This window comes from Gordonia asplenii, from assembly GCF_012933505.1.
Taxonomy (GTDB): Bacteria; Actinomycetota; Actinomycetes; order Mycobacteriales; family Mycobacteriaceae; genus Gordonia; species Gordonia asplenii.
The window spans coordinates 1-23,245 of the sequence record NZ_JABBNB010000001.1 but is presented as its reverse complement, the minus strand read 5'-3'; the positions used below and the strand labels follow the sequence as shown (position 1 = coordinate 23,245).

The window sequence follows — 23,245 nt, the reverse complement described above, 5'->3', positions numbered from 1 at the left end:
ATGGCCGATCCGACGTTCGCGATCATCCTCGCCGGCGGGCGCGGCAGCCGCATGGGCGGCATCGACAAGCCGACCCTTCGGGTGGGCGGGCGGCGTCTGCTCGACGTCGCTCTCGAGGCCGTGTCCGGTGCGACCCGGGTCGTGGTCGTCGGGCCGCCGCGTGACCTCGATCCGACGATCCTGCAGACCCGGGAGGAACCCGCGGGGTCTGGACCGGCCGTCGCGGTGGCGGCGGGACTGGCGGCGTTGGATGCGTTTCGGTCGTCGACCGGCTGCCCGCACGCGACCGACGGAGAAGTCGCCGTCCTCGCCGCCGACGTTCCGTCGCTGACCGCCGCGGCACTGGCCGACTTGTCGCGCGCTCGCCGGGGCGCGGCGGCTCCGGCGGCCTTCGCGCTGGACTCGACCGGACAGATGCAGTACTTGGTCGGCGTGTGGGATATGGCGACTCTGCGCGAATCACTCGCCGGCGCAAGCGGACCCGCGATGCGTGCGTTGATCCCAACGGATTCGATCGGCGTGGTCCTGCCCGACGAGGTCGTCGCCGACGTCGACACCGATGCCGATCTCGACCGGGCCCGACGTCGGGCAGCGGCGCCCGTGCGCCTCACGCCACCGCAGGCAGCGGCGGTGCTGTCCGCTGAATTGGCCGGGTTGCCGGTGGTCCGACGCCGGATCGCCGACGCACTCGGCGCCGGCCTCGCCACCGGACTTGTTGCCGCGCAACCCTTTCCGAGCTTCGACGCATCCGCCATGGACGGCTACGCGGTCGCCGGCGGCGGTCCGTGGCTGGTATCGGGCGACGCCGTCGCGGCCGGGAGTCACGCCCGCAGCGCACTGCGCACCGGCTTCGCGGCCCGCATCGCGACCGGTGCGATGCTCCCGACCGGCGCCGACCGGGTGATCCGCGACGAGGAGATCACCCTCGACGACGAGACTCATTGTCTGACAAGCACCTTCGATCGCGACGACACCCGGCGCCGCGGATCGGAGTGGAACCGCGGCGACGAATTGATCGCGGCCCGAACGCGGGTCGACGATGCGGTGGTCTCCGTCGCGCGCTCCGCGGGAGTCGCAGAAGTGGACGTCCGGGGTCCACTGCGCGTCGTCGTGCATTCCACGGGTGACGAGATCGCCGACGACGCCGCACGGGCCGGAACGATAGTGGACACGGCGTCGGACGCGGTCGGCAATCTGGTGCGGCGCAACGGTGCTCACGTCGCCCACGGCGAACATCTCGGCGATCGTCGCGAAGCGTTCGTCGCCGCGCTTGGCGCTCCCGACGCCGACGTCGTCGTGCTGATCGGGGCCACCGGGCGCGGCGTCGCCGACCATCTGCGGGATGCACTCGACGACGTCGGTGCACGGATTCTCGTCGACGGTATCGACATGCGCCCGGGCGGCTCGCTGGTCGTCGCGGCGGTGTCCGGCGGGCCGGTGATCGTCGGACTCGGCGGCAATCCGCTCGCCGCCGTCGCCGGCATCGCGCTGCTCATCCCGGTGATCACCGACACCTTGCTGGCCGTCCAACCGCGCCCCGGGGTGCTGGGCGGCGTCGAGGATCTCGATGCTCTGGCGCGGCCCGACGGTTGGCGGATGGCACCGGTCACACCCACTGGTCACGGCCTGTGGCGCGCGCCACATTCGATGCCGACGGCCCACCTCAACGCACTGGTCTCCGCACGCGGCTTTGCGCTCATCCCGCCCCGGGCGCACGGCGCTGACCTGGTCGAACTCTATCTCTGAGAGCTCTCACGGACCTCGCCGTCACCATGTGAGAACTACGTGACGATGCGGCAACGCACCGCGACGTCTCCGCAACACCCGTTTTCTACCGTCAATGCCATGAGTACAGCGAGCACGCAACGCACGGTCGTCGTCGTCGGCCACGGCATGGTCGGTCACCGCTTCATCGAGGCGCTGCGCACCCGCGACGAGGCAGCGCAGTGGCGGGTCGTCGTGCTGGCCGAAGAAGCCGACCGCGCTTACGACCGCGTCGGCCTGTCGTCCTACGTCGGGGTGTGGGACCGCGCGCAACTCGCGCTGCCGGGCAACGACTACGTGGGCGACGACAACGTCGAACTCCATCTCGACGCCCGCGTCACCGATGTCGACCGGTCCGGACATCGCGTGATGACCGCCGACGGCCGCCAGTTCGACTATGACGCACTCGTATTGGCCACCGGCTCATATGCTTTCGTTCCGCCGGTGCCCGGCCACGACAGCGAAGGCTGCCACGTGTACCGCACGCTCGACGACCTCGACGACATCCGCGCCGACGCGCAGAGGGCCCTCGCGGCCGATCCGAACGCGGTCGGCGTCGTCGTCGGTGGTGGCCTGCTGGGCCTGGAAGCAGCCAACGCGCTGCGCAGCCTGGGCCTCAAAGCCCATGTGGTGGAGGTCAATCCGCGCCTGATGCCACAGCAGATCGACGCCGGCGGAGGCGAGCACCTCGCCCGGATGATCGGCGCGCTGGGCATCGACATCTCGTTGAGCTCAGGCACCACCTCCATCGAACGCATCGGTGCCGGCCTACGGGTCACGTTGGCGGACGACACCGTCGTCGACGCCGGGCTGCTGGTCTTCTCCGCGGGCGTCCGGCCGCGCGACGAACTCGCGCGCACAGCGGGCATCGAGTTGGCCGAGCGAGGCGGCGTGCTCACCGACATGTCTTGCCGCACATCGGATCCCGACATCTACGCGATCGGTGAGGTCGCGGCCGTGCAGGGGCGCTGCTACGGGCTCGTCGGTCCGGGCTACGCCACCGCCGAGGTCGTCGTCGACCGGCTGCTCGGCGGCGAGGCCGTCTTCCCCGGCGCGGACATGTCCACCAAGCTCAAACTGCTCGGCGTCGACGTCGCCAGCTTCGGCGACGCATTGGGAACGACGCCGGGAGCGCTCGACGTCGTCGTGAGCGACCCCATCAACGGGACCTACGCGAAACTAGTTCTGTCCGACGATGCTTCGACTCTGCTGGGCGGCGTGCTGGTCGGGGACGCGAGCGCCTACGGCATCCTGCGTCCCCTCGTCGGGTCGACGGTGCCCGGTGACCCGGTCAGCCTGATCTCCCCGGCCAGCTCCGACGCGCCCGCCCTCGGCGTCGGTGCACTGCCCGACGAGGCGCAGGTCTGCTCCTGCAACGACGTCTCCAAGGGCACGCTGTGCGCCGCCATCGCCGACGGCGCGTGCGACGTCGCCGCGCTGAAGGGATGCACCAACGCGGGAACGTCGTGCGGGTCGTGTGTTCCGCTGCTCTCGCAGCTGCTGGCGGCCGAAGGCGTCGAAGTGTCGAAGTCGTTGTGCGAGCACTTCGGTCAATCCCGCGCCGAGTTGTTCGAACTCGTGCAGGCCAGCGGAATTCGCACGTTCAGCGGGCTCATCGAGCGCTTCGGCACCGGCACCGGCTGCGACCTGTGCAAACCGACCGTCGCATCGATCCTGGCGTCGACGAGTTCCGAGCACATCCTCGACGGCGAGCAGGCGTCGTTGCAGGACAGCAACGATCACTTCCTGGCAAATATTCAGCGCAACGGCACCTACTCGGTGGTGCCACGCGTCCCCGGCGGCGACATCACGCCCGAGCACCTCATCCTCATCGGCGAGATCGCCCGCGACTTCGGTTTGTACACCAAGATCACCGGCGGTCAGCGCATCGACATGTTCGGCGCCACCGTCGACCAGTTGCCGGAGATCTGGCGACGGCTCGTCGACGGCGGCATGGAGTCCGGGCAGGCGTACGGAAAGTCGTTGCGGACTGTGAAGAGCTGCGTGGGTACCGACTGGTGCCGGTACGGCCAGCAGGATTCCGTACAGATGGCTATCGACCTGGAGCTGCGCTACCGCGGTTTGCGCTCCCCGCACAAGATCAAGATGGGGGTGTCGGGCTGCGCGCGCGAATGCGCCGAGGCACGCGGCAAGGACGTCGGCGTGATCGCGACCGAGAAGGGCTGGAATCTCTACGTCGCGGGCAACGGCGGCATGACGCCGAAGCACGCTCAGCTGCTGGCGTCGGACCTCGACGGTGCGACCCTCGTCCGCTACATCGACCGATTCCTGATGTATTACATCCGAACCGCAGACCGCCTGCAGCGCACCGCGCCCTGGCTGGACAGCCTCGACGGCGGGCTCGACCACCTGAAAGCCGTTGTCGTAGAGGACAGTCTGGGCCTCGCCGACGACTTCGAGGCGAGCATGGCGCGCCACGTCGAGGGCTACTCGTGTGAGTGGAAGGGGGTGCTCGACGACCCCGAGAAGCTGTCCCGGTTCGTGTCCTTCGTCAACGCCCCCGGAGCACCCGACCCCACCGTCGAATTCGGCGAGAAGAACGGTCGCAAGGTGCCCGTGCTGATCGGTACGCCCGCCTTTCGACAGTCCTGATCCCCCAGTCCTGATCCGGCCTGATCTCAGCTCGCTTCCTTCTTGAGAAAGACATGTCACGATGACCATCAATTTCGATCTGCACCGTTGGACCCGCGACTGGACGCCCGCCTGCCCGGCGTCGAGGCTCGAACCGCTTCGAGGGGTAGCGGTTCTGCTGCCGGACGGCGCGCAGGTCGCGCTGTTCCGGCTCGCCGACGACAGCATCCGTGCCGTCGGCAACATCGATCCGATCGGGCGGGCCGCGGTGTTGTCCCGCGGGATCGTCGGCGACCGCGGCGGATTCCCGGTGGTGCAGTCCCCGCTGAAGAAGCAGGCGTTCAGCCTGCTCGACGGTCGGTGCCTCGATGCGGACGGCGTGTCGATTCCGGTGTACGCCACCAGGATCGGGCTCGACGGCACGGTGTTCGTGGCGAACACCCCGGACATTCGGTTCGGTTACCGGCCACGTACGGGCGCCGTCGCGGGACTCGCACCGAAGAGCGCGTGATGGGCGAGGCTTGCACACTGTTGGTGGCGCACGGCACGCGAAACGCGCACGGCGTGGCCATGATCGGCGATCTGGCCGCTTCGGTGGCCGCAGCATTGAATGAAGAGGTGCGGGTCGCGTTCGTCGACGTGCTGGGCCCGACACCGTCGGACGTGTTGCGGATGCTCGACGGCCGCCGAGTGACACTCATCCCGGCGTTCCTGTCCAGCGGCTATCACGTGCGCGTCGACATCCCCGAACACGTTGCCGCAGTGAACCATTCGGATGTGACGGTGACGTCGGCGCTGGGACCGTCGCCGCTGCTCGCCCGAGTCATGCTCGATCGCCTGATCGACGCGGGCTGGCGTCCCGGCGACCAAGTGGTCCTCGCGGCGGCGGGGTCGTCGGATCCGCACGCGCAGAGCGAGGTCCGCACCATGGCGACGATGTTGTCGTCGCTGGTGGGGACACGAGTCCGGATCGGCTTCGCGGCACCGCCGACATCGGGCGGCTATCCGGCGGTGCGCGACGTGGTGTCGTCGATGCGCGGGCAGTCCCGACGTCGGGTCGCGGTGGCGTCGTATCTGTTGGCGGACGGGCTCTTCCAAGGCCGCTTGGAGGAGTGCGGAGCCGACGTCGTGGGTGCGCCGCTGGGTCTGCACCTGAGCGTGACAAAACTGGTGTGCGCCCGGAGAAGGGCCGCGGTGTTGGTGTAGGTCGGGGGTGCGTTCCCGCTCGGCAACGCCGTCCCCGACACTGGTGTAGGTCGCGGTGCGCTCCCGCTCGGCAACGCCGTCCCCGCTCCCCGAGTGCCGAAGCGAGGAACGAGCTTCGGTGTAACGAGGGGCTGGCGACTTTACATTCCAGCGCAACCATATCGACCACACTCCCAACGGCCTCACCTACCAGGGACGGGAGCGAACAACAATTTGCATCGGGATCTCCGCGTTACGCGGTGGTGTCGGTCATGGTGGCCATTGATCTCACTGACCCCTCGTTACACCGAAGCTCGCAAGCTCGCTTCGGCACTCGGGGAGCAGAGTTTATCCATCGCATTCCCGACCCACCCCCTCAATCCACCGCGAGCCGGTATCCCCTCTTGACCACCGTCGCCACGATCTCCTTGGCTCCCAGGCTCGCTCGCAGCCTGGCTATCGCCGCTTCGACGGCGTGCGTGTCGTCGCCGGCCGCGGGCAGCACTCCCAGCAACTCTTCCCGCGATACGACGTCGCCCGGGCGTCGGGCCAGCATCTTCAGCAACGACAGCCCAGACGGCGACAACTCACGTACCGCTCCGTCGACGACGGCGGTGGATGCACGAACACCGAGATCGTGTCCGGCCACGCGCAGCGTCGGTCGACGGACCGGCAGGTCGTCAGCCACCAATCGGGCCAGCGCGCCGAGCCGCATTCGTTCCGGCTCAACGCTTTCGACGCCGATGCGGGCCAGCGGCCCGGCGGTGACCGGACCGACGCAGTACGACACGACCGGACCCGTCAATGCGCGGCGCACACCGCCGAGGAGGCCGAGTTCGTCGGCGCGCATCAGCGTCGACGCCGCGGCCGGCGCCGACGTGAACGTCACGGCGTCGACCTGCGCGAGTGCGATGGTCTCGATCAGGCCGTCGAACGCCGCGGTGTCCGACGGCGGCTCCCACCGGTAGACGGGAACTCCGACGACGTCGGCACCGCGTGCGGAAAGCCCCGACAGGAAACCCGGAACCGGATCCCAATCGTCGGTCGCGCCGTGCAACTGCACCGCGACCCGTTTGCCCGCGAGGTCCGCTTCGGTCAGATGCGTGAGGACCTCGGCCGACGATTCCGATACCGGCGACCACTCCTCCCGCAGCCCTGCGGCCCGCAGTGCCCCGGTCGCCTTGGGCCCCCGGGAGATGACGCGTCCGCGGCCCAATGCGTCGAGCAACGACTCGGCCTGACCCCACCCGTCGGCCGCCTCGATCCATCCGCGGAAACCGATGCCGGTGGTCGCGATCAACAGGTCCGGCGGATGCGCGATGAGGTCGTCGGTGACCTCACGCAGCCGATCGTCGTCGGCCAGCGGAACCATCGCGATCGCCGCCGCCGACACCACCGACGCGCCCCGGCGTCGAAGCAATGTCTCGAATTCGTCCGCGCGCCGCGCCGCGGTGAGTGCCACCGAGAACCCCGACAGAGGCGTCTCTGCTCCGCCCATCAACCCACTTTCGTTAGTTCCCGACTTCACACCGTGGACTCGATTGTCCCACGCACCGGTTCGGCCTCGACGGCCGAATCGGCGTCGTCGACGGGCAACTGCGGGACGGCGACGTACACGCGCCAGGTGATCAGCGCGGCGACGACGTAGAACACCCCGAAGACCCAGAACGCCGCGGTCGCGCTCCCCTGGGTCAGATACGACTGGCGCAGCACCAGGTTGATTCCGACGCCGCCGAGTCCGCCGATCGCACCGGCGATACCGATCACGGCGCCCGACATCGCGCGGGAGTAGTGCGCACGGGTGGCCTCATCGGCGTCGAGCGAGCGTGACGCGGCGTCGAAGATCGACGGAATCATCTTGTACACCGATCCATTTCCCATGCCGGACAACAGGAACAGCGCGATGAACCCGACGATGTATCCGGCCATCGCCATTCCCGACGCCGCGCCCGATCCGGCACTGGTCGACGCCGCGATGATGACTCCGGCGAACAGCGTCATCATGACGAACGCGAACAGTGTGACGCGGCCGCCGCCGATGCGGTCGGACAGCTTGCCGCCGTAGACGCGTGCGATCGACCCCAGCAGCGGGCCGATGAACGCGATCTGCGCGGCGTGCAGCGCGGCGTCCGACGCCGACTGACCGTTCGCCTTGAACGTCAGCAACAGCACCTGGCCGAATGCGAAAGAGAAGCCGATGAACGATCCGAAGGTACCGATGTAGAGCAGCGCGATGACCCAGGTGTGGCGGTTGCGCAAGGCAGCACGCATCGAACTCATGTCGACGCTGGGAGTGGCCAGGTTGTCCATGAACAGTGCGGCGCCGATACCCGCGACGGCCAACAGGACCAGGTAGACCGCACACACCCAGTACGGCTGGCGGTTGCCTGCGACAGCGATCACCAGCAGGCCGATCAACTGCACCGCCGGGACGCCCAGGTTGCCGCCGCCCGCGTTGAGTCCCAGCGCCCAGCCCTTGAGCCGCTGGGGGAAGAAGGCGTTGATATTGGTCATCGACGACGCGAAGTTGCCGCCGCCGAGTCCGGTCATCGCCGCACAGAGGAGATACATCCACAGCGGCTGACCCGGATTCGCGAGCAGCACGATCGTCGCGACCACCGGAATCAACAGCACGAACGCGGAGAACACCGTCCAATTGCGGCCGCCGAACGTGGCGGTGGCCATCGTGTACGGGAATCGCAGCAGTGCGCCGGTGAGCGTCGCGATCGCGCCGATCAGGAACTTGTCACCGGCGGACAGCCCGTAGACGTCCGACGGCATGAACAGCACCATGACCGACCACAGCGACCACACCGAGAATCCGACGTGCTCGGCGGCCACCGACCAGATGAGATTTCGGCGTGCGATCTTCTTGCCACCTGCTTCCCACGCTTGCACGTCCTCCGGATCCCAGTGGGTGATGGTGTGTGAGCGACTCATACGCTGCGCCTTCCCAAGCTTGTCGATTCGGCACCGTGCCGACTGACAGCGACGTTAGGAAGCGTTTGTTGCCTTGCAGCGTCGTGCGGTGTCCGACGGGTAACCGGGATCTCACCGCGCCGGGCGGTAGCCCGTGAGACGACGCCGACGGCGGCGTGACCTGCGACTATCCCCCGGCGAACGGCGGCAGCAGGTCGACCGTCGCACCGATGCGGGCATGTGACTCGCGCAACATGTCGTCGCCGCTGAGGACCGTGCACAACTGCGCGAGGGCCCCCGCCCGGGCACCGTGGCGCTGCTCGATCGCCGTGCGCAGAGCGGCGACGGTGGCGTCGGCGAGGTCGAAGGATTCGGTGCGGCACCCGACGGCGTCGGCGATGGCCGCGAAGTAGCTGACGGTGACGTGCGTCCCGGTCGGGTCAGCCACCGATGGCGCCCATCGTGCGGCGGGGATGGGTGAGCACCCCGAGTGCGGCATGACCGGCCGACTTGCGCCAGGTGACCGTCTTCCACAGCGCGGCGATGTCGGAATCCGTTGCGCCGCTGCGCATTGCGGTCCGCAGGTCGATCTCGTCGTCGGAGAACAGGCAGGGTCGGACCCGACCTTCGGCGGTGATCCGGGTGCGGTCACAGCTGCGGCAGAACGAGCGTGTCATCGACGCGATGACGCCGACGGTCGCGGGGCCGTCGTCGACGAGCCAGCGCTCGGCTGGCGCACCGGCGTCGACCCGTCCGATCGGCGCGAGGCGATGATGGCGAGACAGTTCGTCGAGGACGTCGGCGGCGGTGACGAGATCCGACGCCGACCACGTCTCCTCGGCGTCGAGCGGCATGTTCTCGATGAAGCGCAGCTCGAGTCCGCGCGCGAGGCACCAGTCGAGCAGCTCCGACGCCCGCTCCAGCGTGGATCGCAGGGCGACGGCGTTCACCTTGATCGAAAAGCCCGCCGATAGGGCAGCGTCGATACCCGCGACGACGTCGGCGAGCCGGTCTCGCCGGGTGACTTGCGCGAACAGTTCGGCATCGATGGTGTCCAGCGAGATGTTGAGCCTGGTCAGGCCTGCCGCACGGAGCTCATGCGCGCGGCGCGCGAGCCCGATTGCATTGGTGGTCAACGCAATCGGCACGTCGGGGTGCCGGGTGCGGATGGTCGCGACGATCTGTTCGAGGTCGCGCCGCACAAGCGGCTCACCACCGGTGAGTCGGACCTCCTCGATGCCGAGGTCGTCGACCGCGACGTCGACGAGGCGGGCCACCTCCGCGACGGTCAGCAGTTCCTCGCGCGGCAGCAGCGGAAGCCCTTCGGCGGGCATGCAATACCGGCACCTCAGGGTGCACGCCTGGGTCAGCGAGATGCGCAGATCACGCGCCCGACGCCCGAATCGGTCTTGCAAGGCCATAGTGTTCAACGCTACCCGCAACGCGGGTGCCCTAGACTCGTGGCGGTGACCCGCAGGCCCGTCTCCGACCATCGCAGGGCGATCACCCATGCCTTCGCCGAGCTCGTCGGCACCGAGACCGTTCCGCTCACCGAGGCCCATCGCAGGGTGCTGACCAGCGACGTCCTGGCAAGTGCGCCGATGCCCGCCTTCGACAACTCGGCGATGGACGGCTTCGCGGTCCGCGCGGCCGACGTCGAGGTCGACGTCCCGCTTCCAGTGGCCACCCGGATCTTCGCCGGCGACACCGATCCCACTCCCCTGCCATCCGGATCCGCCGCCGCGATCATGACGGGGGCCCCGGTGCCCGCCGGCGCCGATGCCGTGGTGCCCGTGGAGCAGTCGGTCGAGCGCGACGGCCACGTGCGGTTACAGGTCCAACCCGACGTCGGGGCGTTTGTTCGACGCCGGGCCGCCGACGTCGCGGCCGGGGCACTCGTCGTCGCCGGCGCGACGGTGCTGACTCCACGCCATCTGGCTGCGCTAGCCGCCACCGGCACCGGCACCGTCGAGGTGTTCCGACGCCCCCGCGTGGCCGTCGTCTCCACCGGGTCAGAACTGGTCCCACCCGGCGCGCCGCTGGCGTACGGCCAAGTGTACGAATCGAATTCGATCATCCTTGCGACCTTGTGCGCGGCACACGGCGCCGAAGTGACCTTCTCCGGCAGCAGCGGCGACGGCGGCGACTTCGCGGCGACGCTGGACGCCGCCGTCGAACACGCCGACATCGTCCTGACCTCCGGCGGGGTGTCGATGGGCGAGCGGGAACCGGTGCGCGACCTGCTGTCCGACGCCGGATGGTTCGGCCCGATAGCGATGCAACCCGGCGGACCGCAGGGCTTCACGGTGTGGCGCGGTGTGCCCGTCGTCAGCCTGCCGGGCAACCCGGTGAGCGTGATGGTGTCCTTCGAAGTGTTGGTGCGCAACGGTTTACGGGCCGCGGGCGGACTCGCGCCGATCGACCCGACGTCGGCGCCGCTGGCGAGTGCGGTGACCTCGATCGCCGGGCGCACCCAGTTTCTGCGTGGATTCCTGCGTGCCGACGGGGTCGTCGAGGTGGTCGGCGGCCCGGGCAGTCACCTTGTCGCGACCGCCGCCAATGCCAACGTTCTCATCGAAATCGATTCTGCGGCAGTGCATCTCGCCGCAGGCCAGGAGGTGCCCACGTGGCCGCTGACCCCGTAGACCCGGCTGCGTCGACGACGCTGAGCCACGTCGCCGCAGACGGCAGCGCGCACATGGTGGACGTGTCGGCCAAGGAGGTCACCGACCGAACCGCGACAGCGCGCGGAGTGTTCCGCACGACGCCGCACGTGATCTCGTTGATCAGCAGCGGCGCTCACGCGAAGGGCGACGTGCTCGCCGTCGCGCGGATCGCCGGAATCATGGGCGCCAAACGGACCTCCGACCTGATTCCGCTGTGCCATCAACTGCCGTTGAACGCCGTCGACGTGAACTTCGAACTGACCGCCGACACGGTCGTCGTGACCGCGACGGCGTCGACGACCGGGCGCACCGGCGTCGAGATGGAGGCACTGACGGCGGTCAGCGTCGCCGGACTGACGCTGCACGACATGGTCAAGGCCGTCGACCCGGCGGCGTCGATGACCGACGTCGCGCTATGGGCGAAAGACGGTGGACGGCGCGGCGAGTGGCGCCGCGAGGAGTCGAGCGTCGACACCGCGTCCGGCGTCGCACCCGGCACCGTCGACATCCATCCGGGACGTCGGGCACTGGTGCTCGTCTCATCGACTCGTATCGCTACCGGCGAGCGGTCCGACGCCACCGGACCGGTCCTTCGGGACTGGTTGTCCGGCAAGGGATTCGACGTCGAGGAGCCGATCATCTGCGCCGACGCCGACATCGCCGCGGGGGTGCGCGACGCGCTGGCCCGCCATCCCGCACTCCTGATCACCACCGGCGGCACCGGTCCCACCTCCGACGATCACACGCCGGAGGCGACCGCCCCGCATCTGACCACCGAGTTGCCCGGCATCGCCGAAGCCATGCGGGAGACCGGGCGGGCGTCGACGCCGTATTCGTCGTTGAGTCGCGGGCTGGCCGGGTTCGCCGGACGCACCCTGGTCGTGAACCTGCCCGGGTCGAAGGGCGGTGTGAAAGACGGCATCGCGGTACTCGATCCGCTCATCTCGCATCTGTTTCACCTCGCCGACGGGGGCGGACACTGATGTCGTCGACGCTGCCCGGCGTCGTCGACGAGCCGCTCGACCCGCGCGCGTGTGAGGACGCGGTGCGCACCGACGCCGACGGCGCCGTGGTGACTTTCACCGGCGTCGTGCGTGATCATCACGACGGCCGCGGTGTGACCGCGCTGCGGTATGAGGCGCACCCGCGAGCCGCCGAGTTCCTGGAACAGGTGTGCGCGCGGCATCGACGCGAGGACGTGCGGGTGGCCGCGCAGCATCGGGTCGGGCAGCTCGGCGTCGGCGACCTCGCCGTCGTGGTCGCGGTGGCATCACCGCATCGCGCCGACGCTTTCACGGTGTGCGCCACCGTGATCGACGAGATCAAGCGGCAGGTGCCGATCTGGAAGTTCGAGACCTACGCCGACGGCGCGGCGGGATGGCAGGCACCGGGTTGCTGAGGGCGCGCAGCGTCTGCTTTCTACCAGCGCGCCTGGTCGCTCGCAGATCCCCCCGACGTCCCCAGCGTCGACGACCTGTATGACGAGAACGGCCTTCCGGCGTGATCGTCGACGCGTCGGCGTTGATCGCGATCGCGCGAAACGAGCCGGCAGCGCCCGCCATCGCCGATGTACTCCGATCGGGGGCGATCTTGCTGATGTCGGCGCCCACTCACGTGGAGACCTTTCTCGTCGCCGACCGGCACCCGAATCCGACGGTGTCACGGCACGTCGAGACGCTGATCAAGGCAGCGCGAATCCAGATCGAGCCGGTCACAGCAGAACAAGCCGCGATTGCCCGACGGGCCTATCAACTCTTCGGCAAAGGATCCGGCCATCGGGCCGCGCTTGACTTCGGCGATTGCTTTTCATACGCGTTGGCGGTCGACAAGGATGAACCGTTGCTGTTCGTGGGAGATGACTTCACGCACACGGACGTCTTGGTGGCTGCGTACTGACCAACACGGCGCAGCGCCTTAATCTTTCATCTCAGATGCAACTTATGGTTGACTGGCCGCATGGAACTCACCCGGTTCACCGACGTCGGCCTGCGCATCGTCATGCGTCTGGCCGCAGACGATGAGCCGGTGACGTCGCGCACGATCTCCGAGCAGCTCGCGGTTCCCTATTCGCATGTCGCGAAAGTCGTCGCGCGACTCGCCGAATTGGGCGTAGTACACGCCCGACGCGGCCGGACCGGCGGCCTGGCGATCACCGCGCTGGGCCGCACCGTACGGGTCGGATGGCTGGCCCGCGAACTCGAGGGCACCGCACCCGTCGTCGACTGCGACCATCCGCAGCCCTGCCCGCTGCGCGCCTCGTGCATACTGAAAAGCGCTCTCGCACAAGCGCAGTCGGCGTTCTACGACGATCTCGACCGGCACACCGTCAACGACCTCGTCACCCCGCGAACCGTCGCACTGCTCCTCCCGCGTCGACGCGGCGAAACCACGCCGGCTGTTCGGTGATCGAGATCTCCGAGAACACCAGAGAAAGGCACAACCGTCATGAGTACCCTGGGCGCGGCCCTCGCCACCGCCGTCACACTGATCTGGCTCGGCATGGTCGTCGCGATCTCATTCCTCGAAGCGCCACTGAAATTCACCGCTCCCGGGGTGACCCTGCCCATCGGACTTGCCATCGGCCGCAAGGTCTTTCGTGCACTGAACTCGATCGAGGCGGCGCTTGCGGTCGTACTCGTGGTGGCACTGGCGCTCGATGGATCGATGTCGAACCACACTCCCCTCGCGGTGTGGGTCGCGTCGGGCATCGCCATCCTCGCACTGATCATCCAACTCGTCGCGGTGCGGCCGGGACTCACCAAGCGCTCGAACGAGGTCCTCGCCGGTGACGGGACCCAGGCTCAGGACAGTCGCAGTCACGCGCACTTCTACTACGTCGGGTTCGAGGTGTTGAAGGTGATCGCACTGATCGTCGGAACCGTCGGATTGCTGATGCACGGCTGACAGGCCGTTGACAGCTTCACCGCAGCCCATCCCAAATTCGGTCACCTAGCCTCAGTTGTGTTCGGCAAACGTTGCCGCACAGCAGAATCCCCAACATAGGAGATTGAAATATGCCTCAGCCTTACCGCCCCGGTCCGGAGCCCCGTCGCCGTCGCCGCGAGCGTCGGCGCGTGTGGGACCGCCGCCGTCGTCAGTGGGTCTGGGAAGAGCGCTGATCCACCGAGACCGACACGGTCTCACTCGAAGGAACCCCGTTCGGACTTCAGGTCTGGGCGGGGTTTCGTCATGTCTGGGTATCTCGCCCGCAGACTATGCACATCGTTGCATAGTGCGTTGTTGCACTGCTACCGTGGTGACATGGCTCTCGAACACGCGATCATGGTGTCGCTCGCCGAGCGACCCGGCACCGGATACGAGCTCGGGCGCCAATTCGAACGCTCCATCGGCTATTTCTGGTCGGCGACGCACCAGCAGATCTATCGCACACTCAAGAAGCTCCACACCGACGGGTTGGTGAGTTTCGAGCCCGTCGCACAGGAGGGCAGGCCGGACAAGAAGGTCTATTCACTCTCCGACGCCGGGCGCGCGGCTCTGCGCGAATGGGTGTCCACCCCCACGCCCATCACCCATCTGCGCGACGAACTCGGCGTCAAACTCCGTGCCACCGAGCACGGCGACCTCAACGACATGATCACCGAGATGCGCAGGCAGCGTGACCTGCATGCCGCGCGCCTCGACCTGTATCAGCGGTTTCAGAAGGACGACTATCCCGATCCGGATGGATTGTCGGGCCGCAGGCTGTACCAATACCTGGTGCTGCGCGGCGGAATTCGCGGCGAAGAGGCGTTCATCGACTGGTGCGATGAAGTGATCGACTCGCTGACCAAGCCATAGCCATCCCATCCGAATCGCCGGACAGCCCCCGGCGGCCCACCAAGAGGAGTCGCAATGACGACAGCACCCAACCCCCACTACCCGCGGTTGTTCGAGCCGCTGCAGATCGGCGGCACCACCCTGCGCAACCGCATCGTGATGGGCTCGATGCACACCGGGCTCGAGGACCGGATCTGGGATACCGACAAACTCGCCGCCTACTACGCCGAACGCGCTCGCGGGGGCGTAGGACTGATCATCACCGGCGGATTCGCCCCGAGCCGGACCGGCCTGCTGCTGCCGTTCGCCGGCAAGTTGACCAATACGGTCGACGTGGTGCGCCACAGCCAGCTGACCAAAGCGGTGCACAAGGAGAACGGCAAGATCGCGATCCAGCTGATCCACGCCGGTCGCTACGGCTACACCCCGTTGAAGGTCGCGGCGGGGTCCGAGCCGTCGCCGATCCACCCGTTCAAGCACTTCAAGATGAACGAACAGATGATCTGGCACGTCATCCGCTCGTTCGGTCAGGGCGCGACGCTCGCCCGTCGGGCCGGTTACGACGCCGTAGAGCTGATGGGCGGCGAGGGCTACCTGATCAACCAGTTCCTGTGCCCGCACACCAACGATCGCACCGACAAGTGGGGCGGCTCCACCGAGAACCGCCAGCGCTTCCTCGTCGAGATCATCAAGGAAGTGCGCAAGCAGGTGCCGCGCGACTTCCCGATCATCCTGCGCCAGTCGATCGCCGACTTCGTCCGTAACGGCCAGACCTGGGACGAGATCGCACTGATGGCCCGCAAAGCCCAAGAACACGGCGTCGACGCGATCAACACCGACATCGGCTGGCATGAGGCGGGCATCCCGACCATCGTGACGTCGGTGCCGCGTGCGGCGTTCGTGAAGTTCACCGAGCGGCTGCGCGACGAGGTGTCGATCCCCCTCATCGCGTCCAACCGCATCAACACCCCTGAAGTGGCCGAGGAGATCCTCGAACGCGGCCGCGTCGACGCCGTGTCCATGGCCCGGCCGCTACTCGCCGACCCCGACTTCGCCAACAAGGCGATGACCGGGCGCGGCGACGAGATCAACACCTGCATCGGCTGCAACCAGGCCTGCCTCGATCACGCCTTCGTCGGCAAGAAGGTCTCCTGCCTGCTGAACCCGCGGGCCGGCCGCGAAACCGTGCTCACCCTCGGTGCCACGCGACGCGCGAAGCACATCGCCGTCATCGGCGCCGGACCCGCGGGACTGTCCGCGGCGGTCTCGGCGGCGCAGCGGGGGCACCGCGTCGAACTGTTCGAGGGCGGCGACTCGATCGGCGGGCAGTTCTCGATCGCCGCGAAGATCCCCGGCAAAGAAGAGTTCAACGAGACCATCCGCTATTACACGCGTCAGCTCGAAATCAACAACGTCACAGTGCATTTGGGTAAACGCGTGAGCGCCGACGAACTGATCTCCGGCACCGACGCCGGCACGTTCGACGACGTGATCGTCGCGACCGGCGTGGTGCCGCGGATCCCCGACATCGACGGCATCGACCACCCGATGGTGATGTCCTACGCCGACGCCGTGCTCGGACATCGCGAGATCGGCAAGCGCGTCGCCGTCATCGGCGCGGGCGGAATCGGCTTCGACGTGACCGAGTTCCTCACCGTCGACGAGTCCCCGACCCTGAATCTCAAGGAATGGGAACAGGAATGGGGCGTCAGTGAGGATCTGTCGAAGCCCGGCTTCGTCACCAAACCACGCCCACTGCCCGCGGTCCGCACCGTCTACATGGTGCAGCGCAAGCCCGGGAGCCAGGGCAAGGGCCTGGGCAAGACCAGCGGCTGGGTACACCGCGCCACGGTGAAGATGAAAGGAGTGGAACAGATTTCGGGCGCGAACTACGACAAGATCGACGACGCTGGTCTGCACCTGTCGTTCGCAGATCCGGAAACTCCGTCTCGCGTCCTCGAAGTCGACAACGTGATCATCTGCGCCGGGCAGGAGTCGGTGCGTGAGCTCGTCGACCCGCTGACCGTCGCCGGGGTGACCACGCACGTCATCGGCGGCGCCGACCTGGCGGCCGAACTCGACGCCAAGCGCGCCATCCGGCAGGGCACCGAGGTGGCCGCAAGCATCGATTGACAGTGATCGGGCGGTGAGTGACTAGACTGCACCGCGACCCTCTCTGAACGGTCCCCCGTGCGTGCGTCGAGCCGCGCGGGGGACCTTCTCAGCGCACCGGCCCTCGCAAGGAGTAGCTTCATGCCAGTTCCCACCCCGTCGGAAGACGGTCGAGCAGTAGTCACCGGCGCGTCGTCGGGCATCGGCATGGCGTTGGCGCGAGTTCTGGCGTCGCGGGGATACTCGCTGATCATCGTCGCGCGACGCGGCGAGATCCTCGAAGAACTCGCCGAGGAACTGCGTACCGAGCATGACGTGACCGTCGAGGTGCGGGCCATCGACCTGTCCGATCCGACGTCGGTTGAAATTCTCGCGGCCGAACTCGCCGGTCGGGACATCTCGATTCTCTGCAACAACGCGGGCATCGCAACCTTCGGCGCGCTGCATGAACTCGACCCCGACTACGAACGGGCGCAGACGCGGCTCAACGTCAACGCGGTGCACGATCTGACGCTCGCCGTCCTGCCGCACATGGTCGAACGGCATTCGGGCGGGATTCTGATGGTCGGGTCGGCGGCCGGAAACATGCCGATCCCGAACAACGCAACGTACGCGGCGTCGAAAGCGTTTGTGAACACCTTCAGCGAATCGCTGCGCGGCGAGGTCGCCGACCACGGCGTGCACGTCACGCTGCTCGCGCCCGGCCCCGTCCGGACCGAGACACCGAGCGCCGGGGAGGCCAGCAACGTCGACGCAGCCGTCCCCGACTTCCTCTGGCACTCGTCCGACAAGGTCGCCGAGATGAGCTTGGATGCGTTGGGCCGCAACAAGATGCGTGTGGTGCCCGGCATGTTGTCGAAGGCGATGTCGGTGGCCGGCGGGTATTCGCCCCGCAAGATCGTGGCGCCGATCGTCGGGGCGTTCTACGGCAAGATGGCCGAATAGAGCGGCAATCCTCCCTACAGGTCCTGGCCTGGTCCTAGCGTCGGCGCTTGGCGGTGCCGAAGATCGAGCGGCTGATCTCGCGGCCGGCTGCCGACGCGGCCGACCGCAGGAAGCTTTTCATCGCCGGGCTGTTGAGTACCTCGGTGATCATGCTCGGCTCTTGCTTGGCCGGTTTGGGCGACTCTTCGGTATGCGCCTGCCCATGCGCACCGACGCCGCCGCCGGTCGGTGCGGGTACCGGTGGCGCGACTTTCGCGGTCAGGATCTCGTAGGCCGACTCGCGATCGATGGCGGTGCCGTACTTGGAGTACAGCGGGCTCGCGCCGGCTGCGGCCTTGATGCCGTCGGCGCCGACCGCGGCCATCGCCGAGCGGGGAGCGCGCATGACCGTCCAGGCGACCGGTGTCGGCGCGCCGCGCTCGGACAGTACGGTGACGACGGCTTCGCCCGTGCCCAGGGAGGTGAGCACGGCGTCGAGCTTGTAGACGTCGGAGACGGGGTAGGTCTTGACGGTCTGCGTGAGTGCCTTCTGGTCGTCGGGGGTGAAAGCGCGGATCGCGTGCTGGATACGTGCGCCGAGCTGCGACAGAACCTCGTTGGGGATGTCGGTGGGCAGCTGCGAGCAGAAGAACACGCCGACGCCCTTGGACCGGATCAACTTGACGGTTTGCACCACCTGCTCTTTGAACGCCTTGGACGCGTCGTTGAACAGCAGGTGCGACTCGTCGAAGATGAATACGACCTTGGGTTTGTCCAGGTCGCCGACCTCGGGCAGGTACTCGAACAGGTCCGCCAGGATCCACATCAGGAATGTCGAGAACAGTGCTGGTCGGGCGGCCTGATCGCCCAATTCGAACAGCGTGATGATGCCCCGGCCGTCGGCGCCGACGCGGAGCAGATCGGCCGGATCGATCTCGGGTTCGCCGAAGAATGTGTCGCCGCCGTCGGCCTCGAGGTTGGACAGCGCGCGCAGGATGACGCCGGCCGTCGCGGCCGAGACGCCACCGATTCCCTTGAGATCGGGTTTACCCTCGTCGCTGGTCAGGTAGGCGATGACCTGCCGGAGATCCTTGAGATCGAGGAGCGCCAGGCCCCGCTGATCGGCCCAGTGGAAGATCAGCCCGAGCGTCGACTCCTGAGTGTCGTTGAGGCCCAACACCTTCGATAGCAGGACCGGGCCGAACGAGGTGATCGTCGCGCGGATCGGGACACCGATTCCCTTGTCCCCCAACGATACGAACTCCGTCGGGTACGCGCTGGCCTGCCAGTCGTCGGCGGTCTGGCCGGCACGTTCGACGATGCGGTCATTCGACGTCCCCGCGACGCTCAAGCCCGACAGGTCGCCTTTGATGTCGGCCATGATCACGGGAACACCGTTGGCCGACAACTGCTCTGCGATCAGCTGCAGGGTTTTCGTCTTGCCGGTACCGGTCGCGCCTGCGACGAGTCCGTGCCGGTTCATCATCGACAGCGGGATGCGCACCTTTGCCGCGGAATCGACGGTGCCGTCGACGGAGACGGTGCCGAGTTCGAGTGCTGCGCCGGTGAAGTCGTATCCGGCGGCGATCTTCTGGGCAGGCGTTGCGGCGTCGGTCACAGCGCGTCCTCTCATCGGGAAGGTTCGTCCTCGCGGGTGTGGCGAGTGCATACAGCGGCACGTGCATACAGCACAGAACAATAGCGATCGGCGTTACGTCGCACGCGCCAGGCGCTCAGAAGGGCGGGTCGCCGAGTGCGATGTCGGCGAGTGTAGCGGCGATGAGTTTGCGCACCGCGGGCGGTTCGACGCACGTGCCTTCCTTTCTGGCGGCGCGTATGCGTTCCCGCTCGGCCAGGCGTTGGGCGTGCTTGTCTGCCGTGCGGGCTCGGGGCGGGTCGCACGATGGGCGGGGCTGGCCGGGTTTTCGCCTGTCTGATGCGGCAGGCTGAGTGAACCGATAGCGGGCGAGCCCGGGGAAGAGATCGATCCCGGGTCCTGCCCGGCCTTCGATCACGATCGCGTCGGGTGTGATGAAGATCGGGCACGCCCTGCCGTCCGGGTCGACGATCAGATCGTCCACCCAGTCGCCGTGGGTCTTTCGGTTGTGCCCGAAGCGGTCCTTAGCTCCGAGGTTGCCCGGCTCGGTCTGTCCGCCCGCGGTGGGATCGTGATGGCGGTATTCGGTCCAATGGTCCAGGTCGCAGTGGAACGCCGAGTGAGCGTTACCAGGGATCAACGTGTAGCCGTCGCGGATGCGGATGAACGTGTCCAGCGCGGTCGACGGCCGATACGGATTGTGCGGCTGCGTCGCCGGCAACACGATCTCGCCGCCGGTAGCGGTGGGTTCGGGTTCGGTGGGCTCGGGTTCGGTGGGTTCGGGTTCAGTGGCCTCGGACTCGACCGGCTCCTGTTCGGTGACCTCGGGTTCGGTGGCCTCGGGTTCGGTCGGCTCCGGTTCGGTGGGTACGGTTTCGGTCGGCTCGGGCTCGGTGACCTCGAACTCGACCGGCTCCGGCTCGGGTTCGGGCTCTGACGATCCGGAGTGTTCGCTGCGGGTCGGCTGAGCCATCCGCTGCGGGCGCGTAGTGGTGTGCGAGGGGGAATCGGAGTCAGCCTCGTGTTCACGGGTGCCGGTGCCGTCACCCGCTCGGGCGGAAGCCTCACCGCTGCGCGGGGACTCGACGTCGCCGGTGCTTCCCTCGTAGACCCCCGTTGCCGCATCGTCGGCCTCACCGACGTCGCCCGCGACATCGTCGTTGCTGAGGGTGTCGTCGTTGTTGAGGGCGTCGAGAAACACCGCGAGCTCGTCGTCGGGTCCCAGCGGGCGAACTAGCGTTGTCGGGTCGTCGAGCAAGTCACGAACATAGTCGCCGGAAATCACCCCGTGCCCGTCCATGAATCCCGGGTTCGACTCTCGACCATCCACGGTGGCCTTGTCGGCTACCACGTGTACGACCGTTTTCGTCTTCACCGGCACCACCGCGCTGCCTGGCGCGTCAGCCGTGTTCACGACGGTCGCCGAGCACGACTGCGGGTCATCGCACGAGCATTCGAAGGACAGCTGATTCAGCAGGGCGAACACCGCGTCCGAGTTGCGCTGCGCGGTGGTCCGCGGATCATTGGGGCACACCGCGTTAGCCAACGCCCGCACCGACTCCATCGACAGCCGGATCCGTTCACCGGACATCGTCGCGGCGATCAGGCCCATGTCGTCGCCCGTGTTCGCCGTCCACACTCGGCGTTCACTCTTCGCGGCCTCACGACGGGCACGGACCGCATCGGGCGCACTGCGGAACACGATCCGGTCGGCGAGATCACGGACCAGATGCAGCGACCAGGCGCCCGCCCCGCGGTCGAGTTCCGCGGCGATCGCGGCATCCACCTCCCCCAGGACTGACGACTCATGCCGCTCGTCCGCACCGTCGTCATCGTCGTCATCGTCGTCATCGTCGTCGATGATGAGATCGGTCCGCTCGATGATTTTGCGGGCGAGGTCCTCGCTGATTACCCCATCGCGTAACCGTTCTGCGACCTGGGGCAATCGCGTGAGCAGATCGGTGGCCTCCTGCAGCATGCCCTCGGCTCTGCCCCGGCTGATTCCCAACACCATGCCGATCTGGCTCGCGCAGTCCAAGAAGGCCGTGCGCGCAGCCTTGTGACTTGCGTGGTCGTAGTCGCGCAGGGCGCGCTGTTCGAAGGGACGAACTCGCTCGCGGTGCATCGCCGCGAGCAGCTGGTAGCGGTGATAGACCAGGAATCCCTCGCCGCGCCAGTCATGCAGGGCGCCGGCCAGCAGATCACCGATGTCCGACGATTCCGGCTCGGTCAACCCGAGTGCCGAAGGTTCGGCGTCGGGCCACGCAGACGGCGTCGACAGCAGCCAGCGGTACCCGCCCGCCACGGTCGCCGTGCCCTCTGCATTCTCCATGACACGAACATACATTCGACCACTGACAAACTCTCGCGCACCGAGTATCGACACCGGAAACTCCGCTCCGATGGCCTACTGTTGAGGCCGTGCAGGACAAATTGGTATGGATCGACTGCGAAATGACCGGCCTCGACACGGTCAACGACAAGCTGATCGAGATCGCCGCGCTGGTGACCGACAGCGACCTCAACATCCTCGGCGACGGCGTCGACATCGTCATCGGGGCTTCGGACGAAGCGCTAGCCAACATGCCCGAGGTGGTGCAAACGATGCACGCGACGTCGGGGTTGACCGAGGAGGTGCGTGCGTCGTCGGTAACGATCGAGCAGGCACAGGCAGAAGTGCTCGCCTACATCCGCAAGCATGTGCCGACTGCTGGCTCAGTTCCCTTGGCGGGCAACTCAATCGCCACCGACCGCTCCTTCATCGCGCGCGACATGCCGGAACTGGACGCCTATCTGCACTATCGAATGGTCGACGTGAGTTCGATCAAGGAACTGTGCCGACGCTGGTTCCCGCGGATCTACTACGGCCAGCCGCAGAAGGGGCTTTCGCATCGTGCGCTCGCCGACATCCGCGAGTCGATCCGCGAACTGCGCTACTACCGCGAGGCTGTGTTCATCGACGCTCCTGGCCCTGACACCGATGCCATCGCGGCGATCGTCGAGCGGCTCGGACCTGCGTGAACTCGCGGTAGATCGACGGTGAACACGCAGGTAGGAAACCGATTGGCGTTCTAGCGGGCAAACCCGCTAGAGTATGTTCCTGGCTCGCCGGGAAGTCTCCCGAACGACGCCATGGTGGATGTAGTTCAGTTGGTAGAGCACCAGGTTGTGATCCTGGCTGTCGCGGGTTCGAGTCCCGTCATCCACCCCGATATGAAGTAGCGCCTGACCTGCAATGCGCGGGTCAGGCGTTTACTCGTGGGCTTGCCGTCGGCTTCGGCTGCCGGATCAACCGCGAGTGGGACACCGACTCGTGGCTCACTTGTCAACCACGCGACGACGGTGTCATCACCGCAGAAGACCTCCGGGGTCACGGAGACCCAGACGGATCACCACCCGAGTTCTTTGCTGAGTGGTTGATCGCTAAGGAACTCGCCGGTGTCGCGATGTAGAAGGTCGCCAGATCTTGCGCTTAGACGACTACCGCTCCAAATACCGCAATATGGGCGGAACTGCCGTCGCTTCGACTGCATACGGCATGCTTCATTCTTTGCCGTACCCGCGAGTCTGGCTCCGGAGAGTGTCGGACTCTCCATCGGATACCTGGGCACAGCTGTAATCGCAGACTTGCACAATCACTCGGCCCAAAGAACCTTACGTCTGATCTGATCGCGGCGCGACTCGTGACGAGCTCGTCGCTCTAATCTAG

The 23,245-nt window shown here is 67.2% G+C and carries 20 protein-coding genes and 1 tRNA gene; 15 read left to right on the top strand and 6 right to left on the bottom strand.

The window, feature by feature from the left end:
* The 4 genes from HH308_RS00105 (at position 1) to HH308_RS00090 (ending at position 5,562) form a co-directional block, all read left to right on the top strand.
* Positions 1–1,746, top strand: coding sequence for an NTP transferase domain-containing protein (locus tag HH308_RS00105; protein ID WP_170192144.1), 1,746 nt, complete (start codon positions 1–3; stop codon positions 1,744–1,746).
* Between the two features lie 99 nt (positions 1,747–1,845).
* A complete protein-coding gene (gene nirB, locus HH308_RS00100) occupies positions 1,846–4,377 on the top strand; it encodes a nitrite reductase large subunit NirB (protein ID WP_170192143.1) in 2,532 nt (843 codons plus the stop codon).
* A gap of 61 nt (positions 4,378–4,438) precedes the next feature.
* Positions 4,439–4,867: a nitrite reductase small subunit NirD gene (gene nirD / locus HH308_RS00095; RefSeq protein WP_170192142.1), complete on the top strand. Its 429-nt coding sequence runs from the start codon at positions 4,439–4,441 to the stop codon at positions 4,865–4,867.
* Positions 4,867–5,562: a sirohydrochlorin chelatase gene (locus tag HH308_RS00090; RefSeq protein ID WP_170192141.1), complete on the top strand. Its 696-nt coding sequence runs from the start codon at positions 4,867–4,869 to the stop codon at positions 5,560–5,562. Before nirD ends, HH308_RS00090 begins: the two co-directional genes overlap by 1 nt.
* 355 nt (positions 5,563–5,917) lie before the next feature.
* On the opposite strand, the gene HH308_RS00085 is transcribed toward HH308_RS00090, so the two are convergent.
* The 4 genes from HH308_RS00085 to moaA form a co-directional block, all read right to left on the bottom strand.
* A complete protein-coding gene (locus HH308_RS00085) occupies positions 5,918–7,039 on the bottom strand; it encodes a uroporphyrinogen-III synthase (protein WP_170192140.1) in 1,122 nt (373 codons plus the stop codon).
* Between the two features lie 26 nt (positions 7,040–7,065).
* Entirely contained in the window at positions 7,066–8,481 is a 1,416-nt protein-coding gene (locus HH308_RS00080; RefSeq protein WP_170192139.1) for an MFS transporter, read from the bottom strand.
* 166 nt (positions 8,482–8,647) lie between these two features.
* Entirely contained in the window at positions 8,648–8,908 is a 261-nt protein-coding gene (locus tag HH308_RS00075) for a MoaD/ThiS family protein (protein WP_312870228.1), read from the bottom strand.
* Complete coding sequence (moaA, locus tag HH308_RS00070) at positions 8,901–9,881, bottom strand: GTP 3',8-cyclase MoaA (RefSeq protein WP_246284030.1); 981 nt, start codon at positions 9,879–9,881, stop codon at positions 8,901–8,903. The genes HH308_RS00075 and moaA overlap by 8 nt, the downstream gene beginning before the upstream one ends.
* Positions 9,882–9,926: 45 nt before the next feature.
* Between moaA and HH308_RS00065 the strand changes: the two genes are divergently transcribed.
* From HH308_RS00065 to cmrA, 9 genes are all read left to right on the top strand, one after another.
* Entirely contained in the window at positions 9,927–11,105 is a 1,179-nt protein-coding gene (locus tag HH308_RS00065; RefSeq protein ID WP_170192137.1) for a molybdopterin molybdotransferase MoeA, read from the top strand.
* Positions 11,087–12,109 (top strand): bifunctional molybdenum cofactor biosynthesis protein MoaC/MoaB, encoded by a 1,023-nt coding sequence (gene moaCB / locus HH308_RS00060; protein WP_170192136.1) that lies wholly within the window; start codon positions 11,087–11,089, stop codon positions 12,107–12,109. Before HH308_RS00065 ends, moaCB begins: the two co-directional genes overlap by 19 nt.
* On the top strand, positions 12,109–12,525 hold the full coding sequence (locus HH308_RS00055) for a molybdenum cofactor biosynthesis protein MoaE (RefSeq protein WP_170192135.1): 417 nt from the start codon (positions 12,109–12,111) through the stop codon (positions 12,523–12,525). Before moaCB ends, HH308_RS00055 begins: the two co-directional genes overlap by 1 nt.
* A 101-nt stretch (positions 12,526–12,626) precedes the next feature.
* On the top strand, positions 12,627–13,022 hold the full coding sequence (locus HH308_RS00050; RefSeq protein ID WP_170192134.1) for a type II toxin-antitoxin system VapC family toxin: 396 nt from the start codon (positions 12,627–12,629) through the stop codon (positions 13,020–13,022).
* 60 nt (positions 13,023–13,082) lie between these two features.
* Positions 13,083–13,532, top strand: coding sequence for an RrF2 family transcriptional regulator (locus tag HH308_RS00045; protein ID WP_170192133.1), 450 nt, complete (start codon positions 13,083–13,085; stop codon positions 13,530–13,532).
* 39 nt (positions 13,533–13,571) lie between these two features.
* Positions 13,572–14,030, top strand: coding sequence for a hypothetical protein (locus HH308_RS00040; protein WP_170192132.1), 459 nt, complete (start codon positions 13,572–13,574; stop codon positions 14,028–14,030).
* A gap of 357 nt (positions 14,031–14,387) precedes the next feature.
* A complete protein-coding gene (locus tag HH308_RS00035) occupies positions 14,388–14,924 on the top strand; it encodes a PadR family transcriptional regulator (protein ID WP_170192131.1) in 537 nt (178 codons plus the stop codon).
* A 54-nt stretch (positions 14,925–14,978) separates the two neighbouring features.
* On the top strand, positions 14,979–17,036 hold the full coding sequence (locus HH308_RS00030; RefSeq protein ID WP_170192130.1) for an NADPH-dependent 2,4-dienoyl-CoA reductase: 2,058 nt from the start codon (positions 14,979–14,981) through the stop codon (positions 17,034–17,036).
* A gap of 120 nt (positions 17,037–17,156) precedes the next feature.
* Positions 17,157–17,960 carry a mycolate reductase gene (gene cmrA, locus HH308_RS00025; RefSeq protein ID WP_170192129.1) on the top strand — a complete coding sequence of 268 codons (804 nt, stop codon included), beginning with the start codon at positions 17,157–17,159 and terminating at the stop codon, positions 17,958–17,960.
* A gap of 34 nt (positions 17,961–17,994) precedes the next feature.
* Here cmrA and HH308_RS00020 read toward each other — a convergent pair whose 3' ends face one another.
* Positions 17,995–19,572 carry a helicase HerA-like domain-containing protein gene (locus HH308_RS00020; RefSeq protein ID WP_211188008.1) on the bottom strand — a complete coding sequence of 526 codons (1,578 nt, stop codon included), beginning with the start codon at positions 19,570–19,572 and terminating at the stop codon, positions 17,995–17,997.
* A gap of 100 nt (positions 19,573–19,672) precedes the next feature.
* Positions 19,673–21,868, bottom strand: a complete 2,196-nt coding sequence (locus HH308_RS00015) for a DUF222 domain-containing protein (protein ID WP_170192127.1) — start codon at positions 21,866–21,868, stop codon at positions 19,673–19,675.
* A gap of 89 nt (positions 21,869–21,957) precedes the next feature.
* Between HH308_RS00015 and orn the strand changes: the two genes are divergently transcribed.
* Together orn and HH308_RS00005 are read left to right on the top strand one after the other, a co-directional pair.
* Positions 21,958–22,557, top strand: coding sequence for an oligoribonuclease (gene orn, locus HH308_RS00010; RefSeq protein ID WP_170192126.1), 600 nt, complete (start codon positions 21,958–21,960; stop codon positions 22,555–22,557).
* Between the two features lie 114 nt (positions 22,558–22,671).
* Positions 22,672–22,744, top strand: a tRNA-His gene (locus tag HH308_RS00005).
* The last annotated feature ends 501 nt before the right edge of the window (positions 22,745–23,245 follow it).

What these genes read in the sequence shown, in the direction of transcription:
- HH308_RS00020 (WP_211188008.1), bottom strand. Translation starts at nt 19,572, where the DNA reads ATGAGAGGACGCGCTGTGACCGACGCCGCAACGCCTGCCCAGAAGATC.
- HH308_RS00090 (WP_170192141.1), top strand. Translation starts at nt 4,867, where the DNA reads ATGGGCGAGGCTTGCACACTGTTGGTGGCGCACGGCACGCGAAACGCG.
- HH308_RS00035 (WP_170192131.1), top strand. Translation starts at nt 14,388, where the DNA reads ATGGCTCTCGAACACGCGATCATGGTGTCGCTCGCCGAGCGACCCGGC.
- HH308_RS00015 (WP_170192127.1), bottom strand. Translation starts at nt 21,868, where the DNA reads ATGGAGAATGCAGAGGGCACGGCGACCGTGGCGGGCGGGTACCGCTGG.
- HH308_RS00080 (WP_170192139.1), bottom strand. Translation starts at nt 8,481, where the DNA reads ATGAGTCGCTCACACACCATCACCCACTGGGATCCGGAGGACGTGCAA.
- nirB (WP_170192143.1), top strand. Translation starts at nt 1,846, where the DNA reads ATGAGTACAGCGAGCACGCAACGCACGGTCGTCGTCGTCGGCCACGGC.
- nirD (WP_170192142.1), top strand. Translation starts at nt 4,439, where the DNA reads ATGACCATCAATTTCGATCTGCACCGTTGGACCCGCGACTGGACGCCC.
- cmrA (WP_170192129.1), top strand. Translation starts at nt 17,157, where the DNA reads ATGCCAGTTCCCACCCCGTCGGAAGACGGTCGAGCAGTAGTCACCGGC.
- HH308_RS00030 (WP_170192130.1), top strand. Translation starts at nt 14,979, where the DNA reads ATGACGACAGCACCCAACCCCCACTACCCGCGGTTGTTCGAGCCGCTG.
- HH308_RS00105 (WP_170192144.1), top strand. Translation starts at nt 1, where the DNA reads ATGGCCGATCCGACGTTCGCGATCATCCTCGCCGGCGGGCGCGGCAGC.
- HH308_RS00085 (WP_170192140.1), bottom strand. Translation starts at nt 7,039, where the DNA reads ATGGGCGGAGCAGAGACGCCTCTGTCGGGGTTCTCGGTGGCACTCACC.
- HH308_RS00040 (WP_170192132.1), top strand. Translation starts at nt 13,572, where the DNA reads ATGAGTACCCTGGGCGCGGCCCTCGCCACCGCCGTCACACTGATCTGG.
- moaA (WP_246284030.1), bottom strand. Translation starts at nt 9,881, where the DNA reads ATGGCCTTGCAAGACCGATTCGGGCGTCGGGCGCGTGATCTGCGCATC.
- HH308_RS00045 (WP_170192133.1), top strand. Translation starts at nt 13,083, where the DNA reads ATGGAACTCACCCGGTTCACCGACGTCGGCCTGCGCATCGTCATGCGT.
- HH308_RS00055 (WP_170192135.1), top strand. Translation starts at nt 12,109, where the DNA reads ATGTCGTCGACGCTGCCCGGCGTCGTCGACGAGCCGCTCGACCCGCGC.